Origin of the sequence: Vreelandella sedimenti, from assembly GCF_013416325.1 — a bacterium.
GTDB classification, from domain to species: Bacteria; Pseudomonadota; Gammaproteobacteria; order Pseudomonadales; family Halomonadaceae; genus Vreelandella; species Vreelandella sedimenti.
On sequence record NZ_JACCGK010000009.1, the window covers coordinates 146,319 to 171,696 of the forward strand.

Below are 25,378 nucleotides of genomic sequence, written 5' to 3' on the forward strand. Positions count from 1 at the left end.
GCGCGTCAAGGCTTCTATTCACTAGCCGTTGAGAATACGCGATGAACTTTTGCAGCCAGTGTGGTGATAAAGTACGTTTTGCCGTCCCGGAAGGCGATGACCGGCCTCGCTACCTGTGCGATGCCTGCGGCACGATTCACTATCAGAACCCACGCATCGTGGCCGGCACGCTTCCCGTCAGCGGTAGTAAAGTACTGCTCTGTAAGCGGGCGATTTCACCGCGCAAAGGTTACTGGACACTGCCCGCCGGTTACATGGAAAATGCCGAATCAACCCAGCAGGCAGCTTCCAGAGAGACCCGTGAAGAGGCCTGTGCCGAGGTCGAACTGGCCAACCTCTACACCCTGATTGACCTGCCGCATATCAATCAGGTGTATATGATTTTTCGTGCCGAGCTAGTCGGCGGCTTTAGCGCCGGGCCGGAAAGCCTGGAAGTCGCGCTGTTCGAAGAGCATGAAATCCCTTGGGATGAGCTTGCCTTCATGACCATTGAACGTACCCTCAAGCATTTTTACGCTGACCGCCCCCGCAATGAATTTCCGCTGCATATCAGCATGGTAACGCCAGAAGATCGCGAGCGTTACTTTGGCAGTGCGTAATACTTTAAAAGTCTGGTTATAGGTCGGCGAGTTGCCACACATCATAAGCGACTTCTTCGTAGGGGTGGGCAAGCTTCAAGGCCGCAATGGTGCCGTGAATATGCGCCTCATCGCAGAGCAGTTCGACTTTGAACTCTTCGACCTTTTCCAAGCTGCCCACCGAGCCGATGTGCGGGTGGGCGCCTTCCGTTGGGCGAAACTGCCCCGTGCCTCGGGTTTGAAAACAGACGTTTTCATACGCCCCTATACGCCCAGCTCCGGCTTCGAATACCGCCTGCTTAACACTTTCGGCATCTTCTATAGGGACAAAAAATGCGAGCTTATACATATTGACCTCCAAGGGGGCGATCCAGTGTGAAACGCTAACTATGTTAGCGGATAGGCGACTACTGGTCGCGAGCTTGGCTTTGTATGATGATGCTTTTATGACGTTTACCCACGACTGTTAGATGAGCCATCCTATGGATAAATTTGAGGTAAAGCTGGATCAGGCGGCCAGAGCCGCGTGGATGTCCTATGTAGGTGGAATGACTCAGGATGAGATCGCCAGCCAACTGGGTGTCTCACGACCCGGTGTGCAGCGTTTATTGGCGTTGGCTCGCCAGGAGGGGTTAGTCAAAGTACATATTGATCATCCTATCTCTAACTGTATGGCGCTAGGCAGCACGCTGCGCGATCACTTTGGCTTGACCTACTGTGAAGTGGTACCTGCCGATAGCCACGCAGCTGATGGCGCCGCCTCCTACTTGGCAGTCGCCGCTGCCGAGCGCATTGCGCAGCTGGTTGAGCGCAGTGAGCCGTTGACCCTGTCGCTAGGCACCGGGCGTTCGGTGCGGGCAGCGGTGGAAGCACTTAGTCGCGTTGAGCGGCCCCAGCATCGCTTTGTGTCGCTGGTGGGTAATGTCGCCCGAGATGGTTCGGCTAACCGCTACGATGCAGTAATGGTGATGGCGGATAAAACCGGTGGTGAGCGCTTTTTACTGCCCGCGCCGGTGGTGGCAGAGTCGCTGGCTGAAAAAGAGGCAATGCTGGCCCAGCGTCTCTTTACGGCGATTGCCGATGTGGCACGGCAGTCAGAAGCTGCCTTTATCGGCGTTGGGCGCATCGACCGCCAGGCTACGCTGTTTCAAGACCACTTTATTAGCGAAAGCGAGTTGGATGAGTTGCTGGGACTGAAAGCGGTAGGGGAGTTGCTAGGCTGGCCGCTGAACCGTGACGGCGAGGTAATCGACTGTTCGATTACGCGGCGAGTTACCAGCCTTCCCCTGGAGCGCTTTGGTAAGCATCATATGGTGGCGATTGCCGGTGGCCGTGAAAAAGCCCCGGCGATTCACGCCGCGCTGCGTGGTGGTTGGCTGAAGGGCTTGGTGACTGACGAAGTGGCTGCTCGGCAGATCGTTGAAGCACTTTAGGGCTTTCAGGCCCAGTTGCGTGCACTGCAATATGCGTTAGGAATAATGAATTAGCGTAAAGTCTAAGCTAATCGGCTTTGCTTTTTTTTGGCTTACGTACGATCATTTGTTCGATAGATGATCAATAAGATCAAGGCGACAACAATGCCAATACAAGCCCATAGGAGTGCTTTATGCGACTCGCACGTCACTTGCCCGTTACCACGCTAGCGGCCGCCATTGCCATGTCGGGCCATGCCCAGGCGCAAACCGAAATTACCGTGGCTACGGTCAATAACAACGATATGGTGATCATGCAGAGCCTCACCGAGGCTTTCGAAGAAGCTCACCCTGATATCACCCTGGACTGGGTGGTGCTCGAGGAGAACGTGCTACGTCAGCGGATGACCACCGATATTGCCACCGATGGCGGCCAGTTCGACGTGATGACCATAGGCACTTACGAAGTACCTATCTGGGCAGAGCGCGGCTGGCTGTCCCCCCTGGATAACCTGCCCGACGACTACAATGAAGACGATCTTCTGACCTCGGTGCGCGATGGTTTGAGCTTGGACGGCACATTGCATGCGCTCCCTTTCTACGCCGAAAGCTCAATGATGTACTACCGTCAGGATCTGTTTGAGAAGGCGGGTATTGAAATGAGCGATCAGCCCACCTGGGACGAAGTGCGTGAGTGGGCGGGTGAACTGCATGGCAGTGAAGAGGGGGTAGCAGGGATCTGCCTGCGTGGTAAACCAGGTTGGGGCGAAAACATGGCCTTTGTTTCCACTCTGGTGAATACCTACGGCGGTCGTTGGTTTGACGAAGAGTGGAACCCTGAGCTCAACTCTGAAGCCTGGGTTAACGCTATCCAGTTTTATGTCGATTTGCTCAACGACTACGGCCCGCCAGGCGCTAGCTCCAACGGCTTTAACGAAAACCTGGCGCTGTTCTCCCGCGGCAATTGCGCGATGTGGGTAGATGCCACCTCGGCAGCGGGCAAGCTGTATGACGGCAATGAGTCCGATGTGGCGGACAGCTTAGGCTTTGCCTCAGCACCCGTGGCAGAAACACCTAAAGGCTCACACTGGTTGTGGTCCTGGGCGCTAGCTATCCCAGCCTCTTCAGAGAACCAGGAAGCGGCGCTTGAGTTTATTACCTGGGCGACCTCGCAAGAGTACATTGAGCTGGTCGGTGAAACTGAAGGCTGGACCAGTGTCCCCCCAGGCACCCGTGAGTCGACCTACGCCAATGAGCAGTACACCGAAGCAGCCCCTTTTGCTGACTTCGTGCTAAAGGCTATTCAGGACGCCGACCCCACCGACTCTACCCTGGAACCTAACCCCTACGTGGGTGTGCAGTTCGTCGGCATCCCAGAGTTTCAGTCGATCGGTACCCAGGTAGGCCAAACCATTGCCGCGGCGCTGACCGGTGACACCACGGTGGAGCAGGCGCTAGACAGTGCTCAGCGTGCCACCGAACGCACCATGCAGCGTGCCGGTTATCTAGACTGATGACCCGCAATGCCTGCCTTGGCTAACTCGGCAGGCATTGCCCCCACACTGGTTCTGCAGGTATTTACATGAATAAAACACGTGCTTCTGGCCGGACGGTCGGCGGGCTACGGACGCTTTCGCTTCAAGCGCCTGCTGTAACGCTGCTATTGCTTTGGATGATTGTGCCACTGGGTATGACGCTATGGTTCTCCTTCCAGCGTTATAACCTGCTAATGCCCGGTATGACTGGCTTTGCCGGGTTGGAAAACTATGAATACCTTCTCACCGACCCTGCTCTATGGGCCGCTATGGGCAACACGCTGCTGCTGGTGGGATGGGTGCTGGCGATTACCGTGGTGGGCGGCACCCTTCTGGCGGTGCTGTTTCAGCAGGAGTTTGCGGGGCGCGGGATCGCTCGTGTGCTGGCGATCTCACCGTTTTTTGTAATGCCCACCGTGAGTGCCCTGGTGTGGAAAAACATGATGATGCATCCCTCTAACGGGGTGCTGGCGTGGCTGTCTGAGTCCATCGGCCTGCCCGCTGTCGATTGGTTCTCCTCGCTGCCGCTGACGTCGATTGTGATCATCGTTGCATGGCAGTGGCTGCCGTTTGCACTGCTGATTCTGCTCACCGCTATGCAGTCGCTGGATGAGGATCAGGTGGAAGCGGCGCGGATGGACGGCGCAGGGCCGGTGGCGATTTTCTTCTTTATCACTCTGCCGCATCTAAAGCGTGCCATCAGCGTGGTGATCATGATTGAGATGATTTTCCTGCTGACCATCTTTGCTGAGATTTTTGTCACCACCTCCGGTGGGCCTGGCTTGGCGACGACCAATCTGGCTTACCTGATTTACATTCGTGCGTTGCTGGATTTTGACGTAGGCACTGCCTCCGCCGGGGGGGTGATTGCGATCATTCTCGCCAATATCGTGGCGATCTTCCTGGTTCGTATGGTAGCCAAGAACCTGGAAGATTAGACCGGCACTTGTGTCTTGGGAGTACTTCGATGACAACATTAAGTTCCAAAACCGCAGCGCCACGCTCGGTGTCAGGGTGGCGGTCGGCGCAAAGCAAGCGCATCTTGCTGACGCTTTTGGGGTGGTCGGTGGCGCTGGTGATCTTCTTTCCGATTTTCTGGATGATCCTGACTGGCTTTAAAACGGAAACAGCGGCGATTGCCGACCCCTCGCTGATTTTTTCGCCCACCTTAGAGAGCTACCAGGATGTGCACGCGCGTTCCGGCTATGCACGCTTTGCGCTCAACAGCGTTGCGGTGGCATTTGGCTCAACGTTCTTCGCGCTGCTGATTGCGATTCCTTCAGCCTACGCCATGGCCTTTTTGCCCACTAAACGCACCAAAGGCACGCTGCTGTGGATGCTCTCCACCAAGATGCTGCCCTCGGTGGGCGTGCTGGTGCCGATTTATCTGATCTTCCGAGACACCGGGCTGCTCGACACTCGCACCGGGCTAATCATCATCTATACCTTGATGAATCTGCCGATTGTGGTGTGGATGCTCTACACCTTCTTTAAAGATATGCCCAAAGACATTCTTGAAGCAGGGCGTATGGACGGTGCCTCAACCCTCCAGGAAGTGTTCTTTCTGCTGCTGCCGCTCACGCTGCCGGGTATCGCCTCAACGGGCCTTCTATCGGTCATTTTGAGTTGGAACGAGGCGTTTTGGAGTCTCAACCTAACGACCTCAAATGCCGCGCCGTTAACCGCCTATATCGCCTCATTCTCAAGCCCTGAGGGGCTGTTCTGGGCCAAATTGTCCGCCGCTTCCACCATGGCGATTGCGCCGATTTTGATACTTGGTTGGATGACCCAAAAACAAATGGTACGTGGCCTGACCTTTGGTGCCGTCAAGTAAAGGATATTCCTCATGGCAACACTACAACTGAACAATATTACCAAGCGTTTCGGCGACACCGAGGTGATCAAAGGCATCGACCTTGAGGTCAATGACCGAGAATTTGTGGTCTTCGTTGGCCCCTCCGGCTGCGGTAAATCGACCCTGATGCGGATGATCGCCGGGCTGGAAAGCGCTACCGACGGTGATATTTTGATCGACGGACAGCGCATCAATGACGTCGGCCCCGCCGACCGCGGCCTCGCCATGGTATTTCAGAGCTACGCGCTTTACCCACATATGACGGTTGAGGGCAACATGGGCTTCAGTATGCGCCTGGCCGGAGTGCCCAAGGAGGAACGTCGCGCCAAGGTGCTGGAGGCGGCCAAAATTCTGCAGCTGGAGCCGCTGTTAGATCGCAAGCCCAAAGCGCTCTCCGGCGGTCAGCGCCAGCGTGTGGCGATTGGTCGTGCGATTGTACGTAACCCCAGCATCTTCCTTTTTGACGAGCCGCTCTCCAACCTGGATGCCGCGCTGCGGGTGCAGATGCGTATCGAGCTGGCGCGTCTGCACGATGAGCTGGACGCCACCATGATCTACGTCACCCACGACCAGATCGAAGCCATGACCATGGCAGATAAAATCGTCGTGCTCCACGACGGCGTGGTCGAGCAGGTGGGCTCGCCAATGGCGCTCTATCACCACCCGCGCAATCGCTTTGTAGCGGGCTTTATTGGCTCACCGAAAATGAATTTTCTACCGGTGACGTTGACCGGGGTAACGGCTGAAGGCGTAGCGATTCGTCTACCCGGTGGCGGAGAGCGCAGCGTGCCGGTCGACGGTGCGCACTTGGATGCTAACGCCACCCTTGAGCTGGGTGTTCGCCCAGAACACTTGGTACTTGATGAACAAGGGCCGCTGAGTGGGCAGATCAAAGTGCTTGAGCGCCTCGGCGGTCAAACCTCGCTCTACGTTCAAATGGACGATGAGCTGATCACTATTATGGCTGATGGCGACGTGGCCTACCGGGTCAACGATACCGTGCGTTTCGGCTTTGCCCCCGAGCGCGCTCACCTGTTTGACGCAGGCGGGCTAGCCCTGCCTAGCTTGCAGCAGCATCCGCTAGCGGGGCTGACCCGCCATGACAACCGCGCCCCTGGCTCGTCTTCTGAGGAGCCTGCATGAGGACGTTAATCTTTGACTGCGATGGCGTGCTGGTCGACAGCGAGGCTCTTGCGGAAGGCACACTGGTGGAGTACCTCTCCCGCTGGCTGCCCGATTTGAATATTGACCAGGAATTAGGCCAAGCGCTGGGGATGACCACGGCGGCTATTCTTGCTCATCTCGAAGCATTAAGCGCCCACATACTGCCATTAGACGCCACCGAGCAGGTGGATACCGCTATCGAGGCCCGCTTGGCGCAGGAGCTTAAAGCTATCGACGGTGCCGATAAGGCGGTTCGTGGCATTACCTTGGAAAAGGCGGTGGTTTCCAACAGTCGGCGCAGTCGCGTATTGGCATCACTGGCAAGCACTGGGTTGGCCGATGCGTTTGGCGAGGTGCCCATTTTTACCGCTGAGCAGGTAGCACACCCCAAGCCCGACCCCGCACTCTATCGATTGGCGGCATCTCACTTAGGCCAAATGCCGCGGGACTGCCTAGTGGTAGAAGATAGCGTGGCCGGGGTGACGGCCGCCCGTGCCGCGGGAATGTGCGTGATTGGGTTTGTCGGCGCCAGCCATGTGGATGTTGATCAAGCGGCGCGCCTTACTCAAGTCGGTGCCTGGCGTATTTTAGAGCATATGCATGGCCTGGAAGCCTTGGTGGACGAGTGGCAAGCCAAGGCTTCCAGCTTTTCGCCTTAACGAGAGCATGATGATGAAACTAAACAATAAAATCGCGGTGATTACCGGCGGCGCGCGGGGTATCGGCTTGGCTATTGCCCAGCGTTATTTAAGCGAAGGCGCCAGCGTGGTAGTGGCAGATATTGATCGGGCCGCTATCGATGATGCTTTAGCGACGCTGCAGCAGCAGGCGCCTGCCGAAAAAGTGATGGGGGTCGAGCTGAATGTCTGCGATCAGACATCGATTGATGCCATGGTCAAAACGGTAATAGAGCGCTTCAGTGGTATCGATATTTTGGTCAACAACGCCGCTATCTTCGATATGGCGCCGGTACTTGAGGTGACCGAGGAAAGCTTCGATAAGCAGTTTGCGGTCAATACCAAAGGCATGTTTTTTACCTTGCAGGCGGTAGCCCGTTCGATGGTGGCCCGTGGTCAGGGGGGTAAAATTATCAATATGGCCTCCCAGGCAGGTCGACGAGGTGAAGCCCTGGTAAGTGTTTACTGCGCCAGCAAAGCGGCCGTCATCAGCCTTACCCAGTCCAGCGGTTTGGATCTAATCAAACACTGTATCAACGTTAACGGCATCTCCCCAGGCGTGGTGGATACGCCGATGTGGGAACAGGTCGACGCGCTGTTTGCCCGTTTTGAAAACCGCCCGCTCGGTGAGAAGAAGCGCTTGGTGGGCGAGGCGGTGCCGTTTGGGCGTATGGGGCTTCCCGAAGACCACACCGGTGCGGCGCTGTTTTTGGCCAGCCAAGACAGTGATTACGTGGTCGCCCAGACGCTCAATGTCGATGGCGGCAACTGGATGAGCTGAGGTGGCCATGACCCCTGATCTTGATGCCTTAGCACAACAGATTATTTATGCCGCCGAAGGCGCCACGCGCTATCTGGTCGCACTGGCAGGGCCGCCGGGGGCGGGGAAATCCTATCGCAGTGCTCAGCTCTGCGATGCGATTAATCAGCGCCTGCCAGGGCAAGCGGAGCTAGTGCCCATGGATGGCTATCACTTCGATAACGCTGTGCTGGGCGAGCAGCAGGTGCCGGTAAAAGGCGCGCCCCATACCTTCGATGTAGAGGGGCTGCGCTGCGACCTCGAACGCATCCGCCAAGGGGCTCATCCGGTAGCGGTACCGGTTTTTGACCGCCCGTTGGATCTAGCCCGTGCCGGTGGACGACTGATCACCCTTGAGCAGCGCATCGTCATTGTCGAGGGCAACTACCTGCTGCTTGACCGCTCCCCCTGGCGCGAACTGCGACCGCTGTTTGATTGGACACTATTTCTAGACGTCGATGACGTCGTGCTGATTGATCGACTGATCAATCGCTGGCTTGAGATGGGCCAGGATCGCACCGGTGCGCTGGAGCGCACCCACCACAAAGACATGCTTAACGCTCAATTAGTGAAGAGTTGCTGTTTAACGCCTGACCAGCGCTGGCGCTAGTACTTTGTGTTAGCCCCTTTGTGTTTGCCCATTGATAGCGCCACTTGTTACCTGTCTTTATTCACCCCCATCGCGCCAAGAAGGCCTTGGCTGGAGAGTCCCATGACCCGACTTAACAATCACAACCTGGGCACGCTAACCGATGATGTTGCTAATCCTAATTACGTTGCCAAACCTCAATATGACCGCAAGACGCTCACCCCCGGCATCGTACATATTGGGGTGGGCGGCTTTCACCGCGCCCACCAAGCGATGTATCTGGATGCATTAATGAACCAGGGCGAGGCGCTGGATTGGGGGATTGTTGGCGTAGGCGTGATGCCTGGCGACAAACGTATGCGGCAGGCGCTGGCAGCGCAGGACTATCTGTATACCCTGGTGGTCAAACACCCCGATGGCCAGTATGAGCCGCGGGTTATTGGTAGTATGGTGAATTACCTGTTTGCACCGGAAGACACCGAGGCAGTTATCGAGCAGATGGCCGATCCGGCGATTCGCATTGTGTCATTGACGGTGACCGAAGGCGGCTACAATTTTCACCCGGTGAGCGGCGAATTCAACCTCGATAATCCCCAGGTGCGCGCCGACCTTGCTAATCCCACCCAGCCCACCACCAGCTTCGGGCTGGTGGTGGAAGCGCTTGCCCGCCGCCGTGCGCGAGGCATTGCGCCCTTTACCGTTATGTCCTGCGATAATATTCAAGGTAACGGCGATGTCGCTAAACGCATGTTTGGCGCCTACGCCCAAGCACGGGACGCCGAGTTAGGCGCCTGGCTTGCCCGTGAGGTGGCGTTTCCCAACGCTATGGTGGATCGCATTACCCCGGTGACGTCGCCCACGGATATTGATGAACTGAGTCAGCGCTTTGGGGTAGAGGACGCCTGGCCGGTGGTATGCGAACCCTTTACCCAGTGGGTGTTGGAAGATCACTTCCCCCTTGGGCGTCCGGCGTTTGATAAAGTGGGTGTCCAAGTCGTGGAGGATGTGGAACCCTACGAACTGATGAAGCTGCGCCTGCTCAACGCCAGTCACCAGGCATTGACCTATTTTGGCTATTTAGCCGGATATCGCTACGCCCATGAGGTGTGCCAAGATCCGCTATTCGTTGATTTTTTACTGGGCTATATGCGCGAAGAGGGCACGCCGACTTTGGCGCCGGTACCGGGGGTTGATTTGGAAACCTACCGATTAACGCTGATTGAGCGCTTCGCCAACCCGCAAATCAAAGATACCCTGGCACGGCTCTGCGCCGAGAGTTCTGACCGCATTCCTAAATGGCTAGTGCCGGTGATTCGCCAACAGTTGGCCCAGGGTGGTGAAATAGAGCGCAGCGCCGCCGTGGTGGCCAGCTGGGCGCGCTACGCTGAAGGGGTCGACGAGCAGGGCCAGACCATTGAGATCGTCGATCGCTTGAAAGCGTCGTTAATGGCGATTGCTGCGGAGAACCGCCAACGGCCGACGGCCTTTATCGAAAACCGCGAGTTGTTTGGTGACTTAATCGACAGCACTCGCTTTGTTGAAGCCTATTTAGCGGCCCTTAGTTCACTGCACGAACGTGGCGCACGCGCTACGCTAGAGGGTCTGGCGTCGTCCAAAGGAACAGTGTGATGTATATCGGGGTAGATTGCGGAACCCAAAGTACCAAGGTGGTGGTGGTCGACGTTGAACGAGGCATGATCCTGTCGGAAGCAAGCCGGCCCCATCGCTTGGAAGAAAGCGAAAATGGCCGCCGTGAGCAAGCTCCGGCCGAGTGGTTGGCGGCCCTGAAAGGCGCATTTTTTGCCGCCCTTGATAAAGCCGGGGTCTCGGCGAGTGAGGTGCGTGGTATCGGCGTTTCCGGCCAGCAGCACGGTATGGTGGCGCTGGATGCGGATGGTGCACCGGTCTACCCCGCCAAGCTGTGGTGCGATACCGAAACCAGCGCGCAGAATGCTGAATTGGTTGCCCGTCTGGGCGGTGAAGCGGGCTGCCTGGAAAAATTGGGGTTAGTGCTGCAAACCGGCTATACCGCCTCCAAGGTTGCTTGGCTGCGTGAGCATCACCCAGATGCGTACTACCGTATTGAGAGCTTGTTATTACCCCACGACTATCTCAATTTTTGGCTCACCGGTGAGCGGGTCACCGAAGCGGGCGATGCCTCGGGTACTGGCTACTTCGATACCCGCAAACGCTGCTGGCAGTTGCAAGTATTTGAGGAAATAGCTCCCGAGCTAGACCCAGCACGGGTGCTGCCCCGTTTGCTGGAAGCCCATGAGCCGGTTGGCATGGTGCGCCAAGTAGTCGCACGTGAGCTGGGCCTTGGCGATCAGGTTGTTGTCTCTTCGGGTGGCGGTGACAATATGCTGGGCGCCATTGGCACCGGCAATATTACCCCAGGGTTGATCACGCTGAGCTTGGGCACCTCCGGCACCGTTTGCGCTTATTCTGCTACGCCGGTCGAGTGCGATAACGCCATGGTCGCCAACTTCTGCTCCAGCACCGGTGGCTGGTTGCCGCTGATCTGTACGATGAATGTTACTTCGGCCACCACGCGGGTGCGCGAGCTGTTTGGCTTGGATCTGGCAGCCTTTGGCGAGCAAGTGGCCAGCGCGCCGATAGGCGCCGAGGGCGTTACCGTATTGCCGTTTTTCAACGGCGAGCGAGTGCCGATGCTGCCCGACGCCTCCGCGGACTTTCTTGGCCTGACCAGTTTGAATACCACCCAGGCTAATTTGTGCCGGGCCGTAGTGGAAGGGGCCACTTTCGGGCTACGCTATGGGCTGGAATTATTGGGCGATTTAACCGCCGGCGCCAGCCAGATTCGTTTGATCGGTGGCGGCGCTAACAGCCCCGTTTGGCGCCAGATGGTCGCGGACATTACCGGTACCCAGGTGATTTGTCCTGAGATTACCGATGCGGCCGCGCTTGGTGCCGCAGTACAGGTGGCCTGGTGCGACCAGCGTTCAGAGGGCGTAACCCTGGAAGCGCTGTGTGAAAGATTAGTCCACTTGGATGCGCAGTCACTTGCGGATCCCCATCCTGAGCGAGTGGCCGAGTACCAACCGATTTATATGCGCTACTGCGCAGCACTTGAACAACGCCATGGCGGCGCTTAAAAGCATATCAAGGAGATTTTATGACCAGCCAACTGCAACAGCTAAAGCAACATTCGCTTGTCGTCGCCGACACCGGTGATCTTGAGGCTATTCGCCGCTACCAGCCGCAGGATGCCACCACTAACCCATCACTACTGCTCAAGGCGTTTAGTCTGTCCGGTTATCAAGCGCTGATCGACGAAGAGCTGAGCAATGTAAAAGCCTCTGTTGGCAGCCGTGAAGAGCAGGTCAAACATGCCGTTGACCGCTTGGCGGTGGCCATGGGCAGTGAAATTTCCGCCGTTGTACCGGGGCGTGTTTCCACCGAAGTGGCGGCCCGTTTGTCGTTTGATACCCAGGCCAGCATTGCCAAAGCTCACGAGTTAATCGAGCTGTACGATGCCCGCGGCGTGTCACGTGACCGCGTGCTAATCAAGCTTGCGTCTACCTGGGAAGGCATTCGCGCCGCTGAGGTGCTCGAACGCGAAGGTATTCAGTGCAACCTGACGCTGCTGTTCAGCGCTGCCCAGGCCCAGGCATGTTTTGATGCCGGGGTGTTTCTGATCTCACCCTTCGTGGGCCGCGTGACCGATTGGTACAAAAAAGAGACCGGTAACGACTACACGTCGGAAAACGACCCGGGTGTTAAGTTTGTTCAAGGCGTTTGTCAGCGTGCCAACCAGGGCGGCTACGACACCGTGGTAATGGGCGCAAGCTTCCGTAATACCGGGCAGGTACTTGCACTGGCAGGCTGCCCCAGGCTGACCATTTCGCCTGCCTTATTAGAAGAGCTGGATGCCGCCGAAGGCAGCGTTGCTGCGCAAATCCAAGCGGGTGAAGGCAGTGGCAAGCCTACCGAGCCATTGAACGAAGCCGCTTTCCGCTGGGGCCACAATCAAGATGCCATGGCCAACGATAAGCTGGCCGAGGGCATCCGCCGCTTCCACGACGATCAGCTTGAGTTAGAGAGCCTGATCGATAAGCGGTTAGGCTGAAATATAAGCTAGCGCATAGCTTAAGCGCGTCGGGGTTAGGGGGCGCCCTAACCCCGACGCCGTTATACATTCGGGTACAGGGAGAAAACCTTATGGATGCCACCCTGAGCCAACTGTTGGAATCTATCGAATTAACCCCCGTTGGCGGTTTGCAGTCGCTCAGTGGGGGTGACATTGCTGCTGTATACCGCCTGGAGACCCGCCAGGGGCAGGTGGTGATTAAACACGACGATATGGCGCGGCTGCGTGGCGAAGCCGAAGGGCTGCGTGCGTTGCGTGGCGCCTGTTCATCGCTGGTAGTGCCAGAGGTGTTAGGTTTGGCAGAAGGCTGGCTGGTCATTGAGTCGTTGGACACCTTGCCCGCTGGGCCGAAGAGCGAAGCGGCGCTTGGCGAAGGGCTGCGCGGTTTGCACAGCGTGATTGGCGATGCCCACGGCTGGCATCAGGATAACGCCTGCGGGCGCACACCCCAGCCGAATGCCCCGCTCAGCGACGGCCGGGCCTTTCAACGCGAGCGCCGCTTACTCCCTTTGTGTGAGGCGGGCCACCAGCGTGGGTTATTGGATAGCGAGCTGCGTGGCCGTATCGAACGCTTGGCCTACGATTTGGAGCGTTGGCTGCCCGATGCACCGCCTAGCTTGCTGCACGGTGATTTGTGGTCGGGGAATGTGCTCTTCGCTACAAAGGGGCCAGCGATCATTGATCCGGCAGTTTATCGCCACTACCCAGAAGTGGATGTGGCGATGTTAACGCTATTTGGCTCTCCAGGGGAGGCGTTTTTTGACGCCTACTGGGATGGCGACGCCCCGACCGACTGGCCGAGGCGTGAAGCCCTGTTTCAGCTTTACCCGCTGCTGAATCACCTGCTGCTGTTCGGTGCCGGTTATCGTTCTGCGGTTGAACGCTGCGTAGCGAGGCTTGAGTCCTTCGCTTGAACTACCAGTGCTTATGTTTTATCAGGACTTATGTTTTATCAGGGCATAGATTTTACCAAGATTTATAGGGCAAAAACTTACCATTCAAAGTTAATAGTACCCGGTCGCCTTTAGGGTCTTCGATTTTGTCGACCTCCATGGTGAAATCAATGGCGCTCATAATGCCGTCGCCAAATTTCTCCTGCACCACGTCTTTTAGGGTCTCACCGTACACACCAACGACTTCATAGAGTCGGTAGATAAATGGATCCTGGGGGATCGCTTCATCCCAGGCTTTAGTGGGAAAGGCCACTAAAGCCTCTACTGCATCGCTCTCCACGCCAAGGGTGTCACACAGCTTAGTGGCAATCTCTTGACTGGCGCTGTTCATACCGTAGCAGGCGGAAGCCACCCAAACCGGCGACATGCCGACTGCTTTGCCAATATCTTCCCAGCTCATTTTTTTACGTGCTTTGGCGGCGAGCAGGGTGTGACGCATTTCGAGCTTATCCATTAGGGTTTCTCCTATAAGGGGGGGGGCGTTTTCTTTGGCCTATTAGGCTGTGATCAAGACAACACTTTTTTGGGCTGAGTACGGACGTGGGTGGTATATAGAACCAAGCCAACGAGGGTTAGGCCGCCGACCAGATTACCCAGTACCGTGGGGATTTCGTTCCACATAATGTATTGATACAGGGTGAAGTCGGCGCCCATCATCAGGCCGATCGGAAACAAGAACATGTTGACCACGGAGTGCTCAAAACCGAGATAGAAAAAGACAATAATCGGCATCCACATGGCCATGATTTTGCCGGAAACCGTTGTGGAGATGGCGGCACCTACCACGCCCATAGAGACCATCCAGTTGCAGAACATGCCCCGCAGGAAGAGCACAATCCAACCGGCAAGCCCCGCCTCCTGATAGCCTACCGTGCGGCTTTCACCAACGGCCATCATCGTTTGGCCGACAGCGTTGATCTCCTCGGTGCCGCCCATGGAGAAATTCAGGTAGCCGAAAGTGGCGATAAATAGAGCGCCCCCAAGGTTGCCAAGCCCTACCAGTGCCCAGCACTTCAACATGCGCGGCAGTGTCACGCCGGGTCTTTTGTCGAGCCATGCAATTGGCACCAGCATAAAAACCCCGGTGAGCAGGTCATAGCCCATCAGGTAGAGCATCACAAAGCCCACGGGGAAGAGCAGTGCCCCAATCAAAAAGTGGCCGGTTTGCGTCGCGATGGTGATGGCAAAAATAACCGCCAACGCCAGGGTCGCCCCCGCCATAAAGGCGCGGATAAGCGTATCCCGGGTGCCCATATAGACTTTTGATTCACCCTGATCCACCAACTTGGTGACAAATTCACTGGGCATTAGATAAGACATAAATATGTCTCCTGTGTCATTTCGGTTAATTAACGCTTAACCCAAGAGTTTTAGTGTTTCCTGATAGGAGCAATAAATAGGAGCAACAAAACCGATGGCTGCGCCGTCCTGGTGCAAAAGAGATTAAGCGTGTGGCGCTATCGCACTATCCACCCATCCAGTGCTATTTGTGTGCCAACTCGCGCATATGATTTCTAACATTTTGTTTTTAATGTATTAATCTGTTTCTTAGAGGATGTTTTTGGAGCGCTTAAAGTGTTACGAAATATCGTAAGCTACGATATTCCGTTGTTTTAGTGACGAAATGTCGTAACTGGCGCGGGACTTGAATGGTGATGGGATAACTTAATTTGAGGCCAACATTAATGGATGAGCCTGAAAGTCATCACGTTTTTGCTGTAATGGGTGGCTTTTCGCCTCTGGCGATGATCTTGGTCGACCCGTTTGCTGACCAGCTGATCGCTGCGAATTATGCCGCTTGCGCGATGCTCAATATTGATGAAGCAATGCCTTTGGAGACACCGTTTAGCCATCGCTTGGGTGCTTCGCTGCCACTATGGGTGAGCTTCACCGATGAAGCGCTAACACAAAAAGCGGCCTGGTCGGATGACCTGGTGATGTTAGATATGCTGCGCCAGCCGTATCGCGTTGAGGTTTATGCTCAGCGTATCGACGACTCTTCACAGCTGTTACTGACGCTGATAGACCGCAATAAAGCTGAGCAGCGGCGAGCAAAAGCGGAATTAGGTCGCCAGCACCGCCAGGGTGAAGTGGGTTGGCAGCGGGTCGAGCAGGTGTTCGAGCGGATTGAAAAGCAGAACCAACTGATTCTTGGCGCAGCGGGCGAGGGGATCTACGGGCTGGATGCCGAAGGCAAAACAACCTTCGTTAATCCTGCCGCCGAGCGAATTCTGGGCTGGAGTACCGAGGATATGGTGGGCCACGACGCTCACCTGATGTTCCACCACACCCACGCCGATGGCAGCCATTTCCCGGTGCAGCAGTGCCCTATTCACGCCTCGTTTAGCGATGGCCAGGTGCATCACGTCGATAACGAGGTGTTCTGGCACAAAAATGGTGAGGCAATTCCTGTTGAGTACACGAGTACACCGATTTTTGAAATGGGGCGTTTGGTCGGGGCGGTGGTGCTGTTTCGTGATATTCGTGAGCGCAAGCGCGCTGAGCAGCAGTTGCGCGATGCCCTTGCTGAGGTGGAGTCACTCAAGCAGCGCCTCGAACTTGAAAATGAGTACCTCCAGGAAGAGATAAAAGCGGAGTTAAACCATCGTGATATTGTCGGCAATAGTCCGGCAGTGGCAAAGCTGATTCAACAGATTGAGCTGGTTGCGCCCACCAGCGCCAACGTGTTGATAAGCGGCGAGTCGGGCACCGGTAAAGAGCTGATTGCCCGCGCCATCCATGCGGGGAGCACGCGCAATGATCGACCGCTGATCCGCGTGAACTGTGCGGCTATTCCCCGTGATCTGTTTGAGAGCGAGTTTTTTGGCCATGTAAAAGGGGCCTTTACCGGCGCGGTGCAGGATCGCCCAGGGCGTTTTGAGCTTGCCCACGGCGGCACGTTATTTTTGGATGAAGTCGGTGAAATCCCCCTGGAACTGCAGAGTAAGCTGTTGCGGGTGCTGCAGGATCAGCAGTTTGAGCGCGTAGGCGATAACCGTACCCGCGAAGTGGATGTGCGGGTGATTGCCGCCACCAATCGCGAACTGCGCGACATGATTGAGGCAGGCCACTTTCGTGAAGATCTCTATTTTCGACTCAATGTGTTTCCTATTGACTCGGTACCGCTGCGCAAGCGGATTGAGGATGTGCCGCTGCTGGCGCGGCACTTTTTACAGCGTGCTTGCCTGAAATTTAATAAGCCGGGTGTGCGCATTCCCCCCGCACAGTTAGATATTCTGCAGCGCTATCCATGGCCAGGCAATATTCGTGAACTGGAAAACATCATTGAGCGCCAAGTCATCGTGACCCAGGATCGACGCTTAATGTTTGATGACCTACTGTCGGGAGAACCGTCGCGCTCGATGGGGCATACTAAACCAATGCCGACGTTACTCCACTCCAGCGGAGAGAATAATCAAGCAACGCTGCTGACTGAGCAGGCGCTGAGCCAACGTCGGCGGGCGAGCACGATTGCCGCTCTGGAACAGGCGAGAGGTAAAATCTCTGGGGTGGGGGGCGCGGCAGAACTGCTTGGTATTAAACCCACTACGCTGGCCTCGCGGCTAACTAAATGGGGAATCGATACGCGAGAATTTCGTAAAAGAGCGCCACATTAATCGCCAAGCCATCATGCTTTGGACTAAGGTAAGCTGGATGCGACTTGACAACAGGCTGTACACATATTTTTAGATTGTTCAAGGCTAGCATACATACATGAATGTAACTATAATGCTCATCTTTCTGAATGGCTTAACGTGCGAGTGGCTTAATGTTCTGCAGAATAAGCAGGTTGAGAGACTAAGCGCGTTTACCATCTGACGCTGATACCTAGAGGCAATCCCATGCGACTGGCACACTGGGCAGTCAATGCCCCTTTACGACCCCTACTGTTAGCGGTATTTACCGCTTCTTTTGTATTGCCTGCTCAAGCTGCCGATCTCATCACGATTACCCGTGATGCGTTAGACAACAACGCTGCACTTGCTTCGGCGCGTTCGGAGTATTTGGGTGTTGAAGCAGGCAGAGACGTTGCACGTGGTGGGCTACTACCCCAAATTAACGCCTCGGGCACCGTTGCGCACAATGAACAGTATGAAAGCCAGAGCTCATCCCGAGCGGGTACAGGATCTGGAACGGGCAATGTGAGTGCTGGCGATGACCGTTACAACACCGTAGCGCTCACCCTTGAAGCCACCCAGGCGCTTTATGATGAAGTGACGCGCAGACAAGTCACTCAGGCAGAGCGCCAGATTGACCAGCAGGTATACCTGCTTGCCGCCACCGAACAGCAGCTACTGATTGACGTGGCCAGCGCCTATTTTGATATTTTGCGGGCTTACGAAGTACTCGAAGCGCGTTTTGCCCAAGAGCGAGCCATTGGCCGTCAACTTGAGCAGGCCGGTGAGCAGTTCGAGGTCGGTTTGATTGCGATTACCGAAGTTGAAGAGGCCCGGGCTACCTTTGACCAGTCCCGAGCTGATCGCATTGCCGCGGAGAGCAATCTGCAGGTGGCATTTGAGGCTCTGGAGCAGTTGACCGGCCAGCGCTACGCCAGTATTGAAGCGTTGGGCGACAGTATGCCAATCGCCCTCCCGGAACCCAGCAGCCGCGACTACTGGGTAGAGCAAGCCATTGAGCGTAATCCTCAGGTATTGGCGCAACAGGCAGGGATAGAGGTATCACGCAGCGGTGTGGAAATTGCCCGCGCGGGACGATTGCCCACCCTTTCAGCCTTTGGCAACTATCAGTATGGCGACAGTGATATTGATAACACCACCGGGAATGACTCCTCTAGCCAGGTAGGCATACGCGCTAATTTACCTATCTATACCGGCGGCAGTACCAGTGCCAGCATCCGCCAAGGGACTTATCAACTGGAAAGCAGCCAGTATGATTTCGAGTCCCAGCGTCGTTCGTCAATTCAGCAGGTTCGCTCTCTGTACACTCAAGTCAGCAACGATGTGGAAACTGTCGAGGCTCGCGAGCAGGCCATTGTCTCCAACCAAAGTGCGCTGGAAGCGACGCGTGCCGGTTACGAAGTCGGCACCCGTAACATCGTGGACGTTTTGAACGCTGAGCAGAATTTGTATAACGCCATCGCCAACTACGCCGAGGCTCGCTACGACTACGTAGTGAATTTGCTCTCGCTTCGTCAGCAGGCCGGGCGCCTGGATGTAGACGCCATCGAAGAAGTCAATGCGTGGTTAACTGGCGATGAGGTGAACTTCACCTTACCAGAGAGCGGCGACAACGACCGCTACGAGCCTGCGCTTAACATCGGTGCACCGCCCCAACCGGGCACGTAATGGCTTGTCGGTTGGAAGTGATCCAGGTGCGCACGTGCTATCGGTCACCTTAAAAAAGATATGGGAATGCAACGTATGAAGAATATGATTCACTCACGCCGAGCGAGTCTGGTGACGCTGGTAGCTGCGCTGGCACTTTCAGCCTGCGGTCAAGAACAAGCCGAGGCACCTCAACAGGGTGCCCAGCAAGAAGCTCCGCCCCACGAGGTCGAAGTGGCGGAAATGGCGCGTCAGGATATACCGCTGGACAAGTCGTACCCTTCGCTGCTGCGCAGTGACGATGAAGTTACCTTGGTGGCCCGTGTCAATGGGTTTCTGGAGGAGCGTCACTTTGAACCCGGTCAGTTGGTGGAGGAGGGCGATCGTCTTTATACCATCGAGCCCGATCTTTACCAGGCCACGGTCAATCAGCGTGAAGCCGATTTACAGAGCGCTCGTGCCGAGCTTGCCCGCGCCCAGCGTGATGCCCAACGTTTCGAGCAGTTATTAAGCCAAAACTCAGTGAGTCGCCAGCAGTATGATCAGGCGTTGGCCGACCAACGAGTAGCCCAGGCGAGCGTCGCCCAAGCAGAAGCCGCCTTGACCAGCGCCAACCTGGATTTAGGCTATTCCCAGGTGACGGCTCCTGTCTCAGGCATGATCGGTTTGAGCCAAGTTAATGTAGGCAATTTGGTGACCTCGGGTACGGAGCTAGCGACGATCACTCCGCTGGACCCACTGGAAGTTCGTTTCCAACTGCCTCAGCGGGATGCCTTTGAGCTGCGTCGACAGTTGAGTGACGGCGGTGATACGTCGGATATTCGTGCGCGGTTGAGCATTCCTGGCGTGAGTGGCGGCAGCGATTCCGAACTAGAAGGGCATTTGGACTTCCTGGGCTCACGAGTTGATAGCGGCACTAGTACCGTGCAAGCGTCCGCAACCTTCGAAAACCCCATGGCGACCGTACTGCCCGGCCAATTTGTACGTGTACGCATTGAGGGCCTGAAGCGTTTTGATGTGATGGCAGTCCCTGAAATTGCCGTTACCCAAGGATTGATGGGCCCGCAGGTGTTTGTCCTGGATGACGACAACAAGGCTCGGGAAAGAACTGTTTCATTGGGCGAAGTGGCTGGCCCATGGCAGTTGATTCGTGAGGGGCTTGAGCCGGGGGATCGTATAGTGGTCGGCGACCCCGCTGGTTTAGAGCCGGGTATGGTGATTGATCCTCAGCCGTTTGCTGGCAACGCTGAGGACATCGTTGAAGATGTGGAGCAAGAAGAGGCCCAGGAGCAGGCTGAAGCGTCAGAGGCAATGGAAGAGGGGGCAGCTGATGGCCAACCCGCTGAAGGGGAAGAGGGTGCACAATAATGAACTTCTCTAACTTCTTCATCAGCCGCCCGATATTTGCCACGGTACTGGCGATTATCGTGACGCTGGTGGGCGTGATGTCCATGCGCATTCTGCCTATTGAACAATACCCCAGCGTGGTGCCGCCGACGGTATCGGTGCAAGCGCAGTTCCCTGGGGCAGATGCAGAAACCGTTGCGCAAACGGTGGCGGCCCCCATTGCCGAAGCCATTAACGGCGTTGAGGACATGCTTTATATGACCTCAAACAGCGCCGATAACGGCCTCATGAGCTTGAGCGTGGCGTTTGACATCGGCACCGACGGCGACATTAACACCATCAACGTCAACAACCGGGTTCAGGGGGCGCTCTCGCAGTTACCTGAGGCCGTACAGTCACAAGGTGTCACGGTTGAGCTGCGCTCTGACTCGATTTTGATGTTTATCGCGTTGACCTCACCTGATGGCGACTACGACAACATCTATATGCAGAACTACGCCACCCTTAACGTGCTTGATGAACTGCGTCAGGTGCCGGGTGTGGGTAATGCCGAGGTGTTGGGCGGCGGGGAATTTGCCATGCGTATCTGGATGGATCCGGATAAGTTGGCTCAGTACGACCTGACGCCCAGTGAAGTGGCCAGCGCGATTAGGGCACAAAATACTGAAGTTCCTGCGGGCAATTTGGCATCGACGCCGCAAAGTGAGCCGCGTGCGTACACCTATACGATTACCGCTGGCGGCCGCCTTAATAATGTCGACGACTTCCGTAATATTTACCTGCGCACCAATAGCGACGGCTCTTCGCTAAACTTGGAAGACGTCGCTCGCATTGAGCTTGGGGCATCTTTTTACGGGGTTGATGCGCGTTTGAACGGCTCAACCATGACGCCGATTATTATTAACCAGCAGCCCGGTGCTAACGCGCTGGCAACTGCGCAGGGTGTGCGGGATACGATGGAGGAGCTGGCTGGACGCTTCCCACCTGGGCTTGAATATGTTGCCCCTTATGATACGACCCTGTTTATTGATGCCTCCGTGGAAACGGTACTCCACACCTTTATTGAAGCCTTTCTGATCGTTATCGTCATTCTGTTTATTTTCCTGCAGAACTGGCGTTTCACTGTGATTGCCATGTCGGTGGTGCCGGTTGCGGTCGTGGGCACCTTTGCAGGCTTCTACATGTTTGGTTTTTCGATCAACTTGTTGACACTATTTGCCTTGGTGCTATCGATAGGGATAGTGGTCGACGATGCCATTCTTGTCGTGGAAAACGTCGAACGCGTGCTAAGCGAAGAGGACGATATCAGCGTGCGCGATGCCACTGTTCGGGCGATGAAAGAAGTCGGCGGGCCGGTTATTGCGACTTCGTTGATCATGGCAGCCGTGTTTGTACCCGTGGCTTTCCTTGGCGGCTTTACCGGACAGATTTACCAGCAGTTTGCGATTACCGTAGCGATCTCGGTAGCTATCTCGGCGTTAATGGCGCTGACCTTTACCCCTGCTCTGTCAGCGATTTTTATCAAGCACAAAATCGCCGGTGCCGGGCAGTCCAAATTCAAGCGCGCACTAAATACACCGCTACGCCTGTTTGACAGACTGTTTGCGGGGATCACCGCTGCCTATATGTGGGTCGTAAAAGGCTTGGTGCGGTTTTGGGTGTTGGCATTAGCGCTCACGGTAGCGACAGGGGTTGGTTCCTACTGGCTCTACGCCAATACGCCTTCAACGCTGGTGCCGGAAACCGACCAAGGGGTTGTGCTGGTCAGCGTGTCGCTTCCTGACGCCGCGTCGCTGGATCGCACCCAACGCTATATGTCGAAACTCAGTGCAGCGATTGAAGATATTCCCGGTGTGGAATACTCCTCAGCGGTGGCGGGCTATGACATTTTGTCGAGTGCCGTGAATACCGCTCGGGGGGTAATGTTTATCAATCTAAGCCCTTGGTCTGAGCGTGATTTGACTGCCACCGAACTTGTAGGTCGCATTATGGGGTTAGGCGCCAGTATTGATGGTGGCTCGGCGATGGCCTTTAACTTACCGCCGATCATGGGGCTTTCGACCACTGGTGGCTTTACCGGCTATTTGCAGTCCTTTGATGGGGCAACGCCTCGTGAGCTCTATCAAGCGTCACTGCAAATCATGCAGAAGGCTAATCAGCACCCGGCCTTGAACCGTGTCTTTACTACGTTCAATGTGAATGTGCCGTCCTATCGGGCGAACATTGATCAGCAGAAGGCATTAAGCTACGGCGTGGCGCTGGAAAATATTAACTCAGCCCTTTCCAATACCTTTGGTAACGGTTTTGTGAACTACTTCAGTTATCAGAACCGTAATTTTCAGGTGTATCTGCAAAACGAAGATGAATTCCGCAAAACGCCGGAAGACGTTAGCAGCGTTTACGTACGTGGCGGAAATGGCGAACGTATTCCGCTTTCTGAGTTTGTCGAGCTTGAGCGACAAACGGGCCCATCGGTAGTGTCGCGCTTCGGCGTATATGCCGGAGCTCAGTTCCAGGGGGAACCTGCGGCTGGCTATAGCTCTGCTCAGGCGATCGAAGCGATGGACGAAGTCGTGCAAGAGACGCTGGGAACCAACTGGGGCATGGGCTGGACGGGTACCGCATACCAAGAGTCCAATATGGGCAGTGCCGCGACCCTGGCGATTGTCTTCGGTCTATTGATGGTCTTCCTGATTCTGGCGGCTCAGTATGAGAGCTGGTCGTTACCGCTAGCGGTACTCACCGCAACACCCTTTGCTTTCCTAGGCGGTATTGGCGGGATCGTGCTGCGCGGGCTGGACACCAGTGTGTATGTGCAGATCGGTATGTTGGTGGTGGTCGGGCTTGCGGCGAAGAATGCCATCCTGATTGTCGAGTTCGCCGAACTGCAACGTAAGGAGCAGGGAAAATCAATCCGTGAAGCGGCGATTACAGCAGCAGAGCTACGCTTTCGCCCCATCGTGATGACCTCCTTGGCATTCATCTTTGGTACCTTGCCGCTCGCATTGGCGACCGGTGCCAGCGACGTAAGCAGCCATCACATTGGTACCACTGTCGCCATGGGTATGTTCTCAGTTGCCACCTTGGGCAGCCTGTTTATCCCCAGCTTCTACGCCATGATTGCAACCGTTTCTGATTGGCTAGGTCGCAAGATGAAGGGGAATAGGCATGATGGCTCACAACCGGCACTTGAGCATGACAAGCACTAGCCCTTAGCGATTAATCACCCGTAAGAACAGGCGGGTGCTCTCTTCGGATGGCACCCGCTTTTTATTGCGGTAACGTTAATCAAGCTAGCTGACTAAGATCAAGGTAGAGGTGGCGCCCAAAAGCTAATCTGGACTAAGCTGGAAGTAACAATACATCACCGGCTAAGTACCGGGGGAGGCGCCATCATGAACGATCTACTGCACGCTGCTACGCAGTTTCCGACCATCGTCTTTACGTTGCTACTCGGGCTGTTAGCCCTTTACTGGCTGTTAGTGATTATCCGTTTAGCCCCTCTGGAGCTGTTTGAACGCGATAGCCTCAAAGAAGACCATCTCGCCAGCACGCTGGTTTCTCTAGGCTTCGCTGGGGTTCCCGCGACGCTGGCCTTGACGGTGATTCTGACCATTGCTGCAGTGCTTACATTAGCGATCGAGCTACTGGTATTGCGGTGGCTACCGCTTGGCTTGATACGTATACCGGTAGGGGTGCTGGTGCTATGGGCTACGCTGGTGGTTGCTTCGCCTTTGGCGGCGATGCTCTGCCAGGCCTTACACCGTGAGCTGCACCGTTATCGCCCCTTCACGCGTCGCTGTTTACTAGGTCAAACGGTAGTGGTGACTGAGCGCGAAGGTACCGGTGAGCAGGCATTTGCAGCCATTGATAATGAGCCCAATAGCAGGGTCAAACTGCTTAGCAAGCACGATGCTCTGCCTGTACAGGGGGAACGCCGAGTGCTGGTGAAATACTTACCTGAAGAGGGCGCCTACCGCAGCGTCTCCGAGCAGGTGTATCTCGAAACGCGAGTTCGTTTGAACCGACTGCGGCTAAACCAGAAAAATCGCCAATCAACTCATTACTCCACCTCCCACTAATACGACGTTCTATTTGAGGAGCGTCACCGGGAAGCCTAAATGCTAGGCTTCCCGGCTATTTCCACCGCCGCCACTGCTGCGCCAGCCACTGCACTGCACGCTGCCAGGCTGAGGCGTTTTGCGTCTTGTCAACGGAGGTAGGGCGAGGTGCGGGGCGGTTTAAAAAGTCGTGAATGGGGTCTACCTGTGCCGGTTTATCCAACATGGGCGCGTGGCCACAGTCAGGCACTGTAAGCGTCACAAGCTGGGGGTGCGCTTCGGCCATCCGCGGCAGTGTTTCCGGGTCTAAAAGCGTGGACTCTTCACCGCGTATCACCATCACTGGGCAGCGAATATTCGCCCAGTCTGCCCACATGTCGCGCGGCGTATCGTGTACAAACTGTTCGCCAATGCGCGGATCAAAGTGATACGTCCAACTGCCATCCGGTAACCGACGGGCACTGTTGAGCGCTAGTTCGCGTCGTGCGGATTCACCGGTAATACCGAAACTAGCGTAGTGCTGGTTGAGCTCTTGTTGGAGTTCACTGAAGGTAGAGAAGCGGTGGGTAACACCGAAATAGCTGGAGAGACCAATAAGACCCTGCGTGTTCAGCTCGGGGCCCACATCGTTAAGAATCAGCCGGGAAATACGCCCACTGTGCTGTGGGTCAGCTGCGATCAACATGCCTAGCAGGCCACCCATCGAGGTGCCCAGCCAATCGATGTAATCGAGTTCAAAGTGGTCAAGCAGTGCTATCGCTACTGTCACGTAATGGCTATAAAGGTAGTCGTGAGCAGGGAAAAGCGACCAACTTGATAAGCCGCGGCCAGGGGTGTCTGGGGCGATAATCCGCCATTCACTGCCGAGTTCCCGCGCCAGCGCGCTAAAGTCGCCACCGTGGCGAGCAAAGCCATGCCAGACGATCAAAGTGCGAGGGGCATTAGGGTTCCAAATGCGTACGGCGACTTCTAATTCGCGTATGCGAACAAACTCCAAGGCATCCATAGAGTA

General features: G+C 55.8%; 22 protein-coding genes. 18 read left to right on the forward strand and 4 right to left on the reverse strand.

Going from position 1 to position 25,378, the window contains the following annotated elements; translation table 11 throughout:
* Positions 1 to 41 precede the first annotated feature (41 nt).
* The gene (locus HZU72_RS11855; protein WP_022520502.1) at positions 42 to 599 is read left to right on the forward strand and encodes an NUDIX hydrolase; all 558 of its coding nucleotides are present in this window, start codon (positions 42 to 44) and stop codon (positions 597 to 599) included.
* Positions 600 to 615: 16 nt separating this feature from the next.
* Here HZU72_RS11855 and HZU72_RS11860 read toward each other — a convergent pair whose 3' ends face one another.
* Positions 616 to 927, reverse strand: a complete 312-nt coding sequence (locus tag HZU72_RS11860) for a YqfO family protein (RefSeq protein ID WP_180092104.1) — start codon at positions 925 to 927, stop codon at positions 616 to 618.
* Between the two features lie 133 nt (positions 928 to 1,060).
* Between HZU72_RS11860 and HZU72_RS11865 the strand changes: the two genes are divergently transcribed.
* From HZU72_RS11865 to HZU72_RS11920, 12 genes are all read left to right on the forward strand, one after another.
* Positions 1,061 to 2,011 (forward strand): sugar-binding transcriptional regulator, encoded by a 951-nt coding sequence (locus HZU72_RS11865; RefSeq protein ID WP_180092106.1) that lies wholly within the window; start codon positions 1,061 to 1,063, stop codon positions 2,009 to 2,011.
* 173 nt (positions 2,012 to 2,184) lie between these two features.
* Positions 2,185 to 3,504: an ABC transporter substrate-binding protein gene (locus tag HZU72_RS11870; RefSeq protein WP_180092108.1), complete on the forward strand. Its 1,320-nt coding sequence runs from the start codon at positions 2,185 to 2,187 to the stop codon at positions 3,502 to 3,504.
* Between the two features lie 68 nt (positions 3,505 to 3,572).
* Positions 3,573 to 4,463, forward strand: coding sequence for a carbohydrate ABC transporter permease (locus HZU72_RS11875; RefSeq protein WP_009287276.1), 891 nt, complete (start codon positions 3,573 to 3,575; stop codon positions 4,461 to 4,463).
* Between the two features lie 29 nt (positions 4,464 to 4,492).
* The gene (locus HZU72_RS11880) at positions 4,493 to 5,359 is read left to right on the forward strand and encodes a carbohydrate ABC transporter permease (RefSeq protein WP_180092110.1); all 867 of its coding nucleotides are present in this window, start codon (positions 4,493 to 4,495) and stop codon (positions 5,357 to 5,359) included.
* 12 nt (positions 5,360 to 5,371) lie between these two features.
* Positions 5,372 to 6,523 carry an ABC transporter ATP-binding protein gene (locus tag HZU72_RS11885; protein ID WP_180092112.1) on the forward strand — a complete coding sequence of 384 codons (1,152 nt, stop codon included), beginning with the start codon at positions 5,372 to 5,374 and terminating at the stop codon, positions 6,521 to 6,523.
* Positions 6,520 to 7,203, forward strand: a complete 684-nt coding sequence (locus HZU72_RS11890) for an HAD family hydrolase (protein WP_180092113.1) — start codon at positions 6,520 to 6,522, stop codon at positions 7,201 to 7,203. The genes HZU72_RS11885 and HZU72_RS11890 overlap by 4 nt, the downstream gene beginning before the upstream one ends.
* A gap of 13 nt (positions 7,204 to 7,216) precedes the next feature.
* Positions 7,217 to 8,002 carry an L-iditol 2-dehydrogenase gene (locus tag HZU72_RS11895; RefSeq protein WP_180092292.1) on the forward strand — a complete coding sequence of 262 codons (786 nt, stop codon included), beginning with the start codon at positions 7,217 to 7,219 and terminating at the stop codon, positions 8,000 to 8,002.
* Positions 8,003 to 8,009: 7 nt separating this feature from the next.
* The gene (locus HZU72_RS11900; protein ID WP_180092115.1) at positions 8,010 to 8,630 is read left to right on the forward strand and encodes a nucleoside/nucleotide kinase family protein; all 621 of its coding nucleotides are present in this window, start codon (positions 8,010 to 8,012) and stop codon (positions 8,628 to 8,630) included.
* A 102-nt stretch (positions 8,631 to 8,732) separates the two neighbouring features.
* On the forward strand, positions 8,733 to 10,238 hold the full coding sequence (locus HZU72_RS11905; RefSeq protein WP_180092117.1) for a mannitol dehydrogenase family protein: 1,506 nt from the start codon (positions 8,733 to 8,735) through the stop codon (positions 10,236 to 10,238).
* The gene (gene xylB / locus HZU72_RS11910) at positions 10,238 to 11,725 is read left to right on the forward strand and encodes a xylulokinase (RefSeq protein WP_180092119.1); all 1,488 of its coding nucleotides are present in this window, start codon (positions 10,238 to 10,240) and stop codon (positions 11,723 to 11,725) included. Before HZU72_RS11905 ends, xylB begins: the two co-directional genes overlap by 1 nt.
* Positions 11,726 to 11,745: 20 nt before the next feature.
* Positions 11,746 to 12,699 (forward strand): transaldolase, encoded by a 954-nt coding sequence (tal, locus tag HZU72_RS11915; RefSeq protein ID WP_180092121.1) that lies wholly within the window; start codon positions 11,746 to 11,748, stop codon positions 12,697 to 12,699.
* 92 nt (positions 12,700 to 12,791) lie between these two features.
* Positions 12,792 to 13,634 (forward strand): fructosamine kinase family protein, encoded by an 843-nt coding sequence (locus tag HZU72_RS11920; protein ID WP_180092123.1) that lies wholly within the window; start codon positions 12,792 to 12,794, stop codon positions 13,632 to 13,634.
* Between the two features lie 52 nt (positions 13,635 to 13,686).
* On the opposite strand, the gene cynS is transcribed toward HZU72_RS11920, so the two are convergent.
* Positions 13,687 to 14,127, reverse strand: a complete 441-nt coding sequence (cynS, locus tag HZU72_RS11925; protein WP_180092124.1) for a cyanase — start codon at positions 14,125 to 14,127, stop codon at positions 13,687 to 13,689.
* A gap of 53 nt (positions 14,128 to 14,180) precedes the next feature.
* Positions 14,181 to 14,993 (reverse strand): formate/nitrite transporter family protein, encoded by an 813-nt coding sequence (locus tag HZU72_RS11930; RefSeq protein ID WP_180092126.1) that lies wholly within the window; start codon positions 14,991 to 14,993, stop codon positions 14,181 to 14,183.
* 365 nt (positions 14,994 to 15,358) lie between these two features.
* Between HZU72_RS11930 and HZU72_RS11935 the strand changes: the two genes are divergently transcribed.
* The 5 genes from HZU72_RS11935 (at position 15,359) to HZU72_RS11955 (ending at position 24,387) form a co-directional block, all read left to right on the forward strand.
* The gene (locus HZU72_RS11935) at positions 15,359 to 17,290 is read left to right on the forward strand and encodes a sigma 54-interacting transcriptional regulator (RefSeq protein ID WP_180092128.1); all 1,932 of its coding nucleotides are present in this window, start codon (positions 15,359 to 15,361) and stop codon (positions 17,288 to 17,290) included.
* 225 nt (positions 17,291 to 17,515) lie between these two features.
* Positions 17,516 to 18,979, forward strand: a complete 1,464-nt coding sequence (locus HZU72_RS11940) for a TolC family outer membrane protein (RefSeq protein ID WP_180092130.1) — start codon at positions 17,516 to 17,518, stop codon at positions 18,977 to 18,979.
* A 75-nt stretch (positions 18,980 to 19,054) separates the two neighbouring features.
* The gene (locus tag HZU72_RS11945; protein ID WP_180092132.1) at positions 19,055 to 20,326 is read left to right on the forward strand and encodes an efflux RND transporter periplasmic adaptor subunit; all 1,272 of its coding nucleotides are present in this window, start codon (positions 19,055 to 19,057) and stop codon (positions 20,324 to 20,326) included.
* Positions 20,326 to 23,514 (forward strand): efflux RND transporter permease subunit, encoded by a 3,189-nt coding sequence (locus HZU72_RS11950; protein ID WP_180092133.1) that lies wholly within the window; start codon positions 20,326 to 20,328, stop codon positions 23,512 to 23,514. Before HZU72_RS11945 ends, HZU72_RS11950 begins: the two co-directional genes overlap by 1 nt.
* A 186-nt stretch (positions 23,515 to 23,700) precedes the next feature.
* Positions 23,701 to 24,387: a hypothetical protein gene (locus HZU72_RS11955; RefSeq protein ID WP_180092135.1), complete on the forward strand. Its 687-nt coding sequence runs from the start codon at positions 23,701 to 23,703 to the stop codon at positions 24,385 to 24,387.
* A 55-nt stretch (positions 24,388 to 24,442) separates the two neighbouring features.
* Here HZU72_RS11955 and HZU72_RS11960 read toward each other — a convergent pair whose 3' ends face one another.
* Complete coding sequence (locus HZU72_RS11960; protein WP_180092137.1) at positions 24,443 to 25,372, reverse strand: alpha/beta fold hydrolase; 930 nt, start codon at positions 25,370 to 25,372, stop codon at positions 24,443 to 24,445.
* Positions 25,373 to 25,378 lie beyond the last annotated feature (6 nt).

Excerpts from the sequence above, each read along its gene's own strand:
- HZU72_RS11945 (WP_180092132.1), top strand. The coding sequence starts at position 19,055 with ATGAAGAATATGATTCACTCACGCCGAGCGAGTCTGGTGACGCTGGTA.
- HZU72_RS11930 (WP_180092126.1), bottom strand. The coding sequence starts at position 14,993 with ATGTCTTATCTAATGCCCAGTGAATTTGTCACCAAGTTGGTGGATCAG.
- HZU72_RS11940 (WP_180092130.1), top strand. The coding sequence starts at position 17,516 with ATGCGACTGGCACACTGGGCAGTCAATGCCCCTTTACGACCCCTACTG.
- HZU72_RS11950 (WP_180092133.1), top strand. The coding sequence starts at position 20,326 with ATGAACTTCTCTAACTTCTTCATCAGCCGCCCGATATTTGCCACGGTA.
- HZU72_RS11890 (WP_180092113.1), top strand. The coding sequence starts at position 6,520 with ATGAGGACGTTAATCTTTGACTGCGATGGCGTGCTGGTCGACAGCGAG.
- HZU72_RS11855 (WP_022520502.1), top strand. The coding sequence starts at position 42 with ATGAACTTTTGCAGCCAGTGTGGTGATAAAGTACGTTTTGCCGTCCCG.
- HZU72_RS11955 (WP_180092135.1), top strand. The coding sequence starts at position 23,701 with ATGAACGATCTACTGCACGCTGCTACGCAGTTTCCGACCATCGTCTTT.
- HZU72_RS11935 (WP_180092128.1), top strand. The coding sequence starts at position 15,359 with ATGGATGAGCCTGAAAGTCATCACGTTTTTGCTGTAATGGGTGGCTTT.
- HZU72_RS11905 (WP_180092117.1), top strand. The coding sequence starts at position 8,733 with ATGACCCGACTTAACAATCACAACCTGGGCACGCTAACCGATGATGTT.
- cynS (WP_180092124.1), bottom strand. The coding sequence starts at position 14,127 with ATGGATAAGCTCGAAATGCGTCACACCCTGCTCGCCGCCAAAGCACGT.
- HZU72_RS11960 (WP_180092137.1), bottom strand. The coding sequence starts at position 25,372 with ATGGATGCCTTGGAGTTTGTTCGCATACGCGAATTAGAAGTCGCCGTA.
- xylB (WP_180092119.1), top strand. The coding sequence starts at position 10,238 with ATGTATATCGGGGTAGATTGCGGAACCCAAAGTACCAAGGTGGTGGTG.
- HZU72_RS11885 (WP_180092112.1), top strand. The coding sequence starts at position 5,372 with ATGGCAACACTACAACTGAACAATATTACCAAGCGTTTCGGCGACACC.
- HZU72_RS11875 (WP_009287276.1), top strand. The coding sequence starts at position 3,573 with ATGAATAAAACACGTGCTTCTGGCCGGACGGTCGGCGGGCTACGGACG.
- HZU72_RS11860 (WP_180092104.1), bottom strand. The coding sequence starts at position 927 with ATGTATAAGCTCGCATTTTTTGTCCCTATAGAAGATGCCGAAAGTGTT.
- HZU72_RS11865 (WP_180092106.1), top strand. The coding sequence starts at position 1,061 with ATGGATAAATTTGAGGTAAAGCTGGATCAGGCGGCCAGAGCCGCGTGG.
- HZU72_RS11900 (WP_180092115.1), top strand. The coding sequence starts at position 8,010 with ATGACCCCTGATCTTGATGCCTTAGCACAACAGATTATTTATGCCGCC.
- HZU72_RS11895 (WP_180092292.1), top strand. The coding sequence starts at position 7,217 with ATGAAACTAAACAATAAAATCGCGGTGATTACCGGCGGCGCGCGGGGT.
- HZU72_RS11870 (WP_180092108.1), top strand. The coding sequence starts at position 2,185 with ATGCGACTCGCACGTCACTTGCCCGTTACCACGCTAGCGGCCGCCATT.
- HZU72_RS11880 (WP_180092110.1), top strand. The coding sequence starts at position 4,493 with ATGACAACATTAAGTTCCAAAACCGCAGCGCCACGCTCGGTGTCAGGG.
- HZU72_RS11920 (WP_180092123.1), top strand. The coding sequence starts at position 12,792 with ATGGATGCCACCCTGAGCCAACTGTTGGAATCTATCGAATTAACCCCC.
- tal (WP_180092121.1), top strand. The coding sequence starts at position 11,746 with ATGACCAGCCAACTGCAACAGCTAAAGCAACATTCGCTTGTCGTCGCC.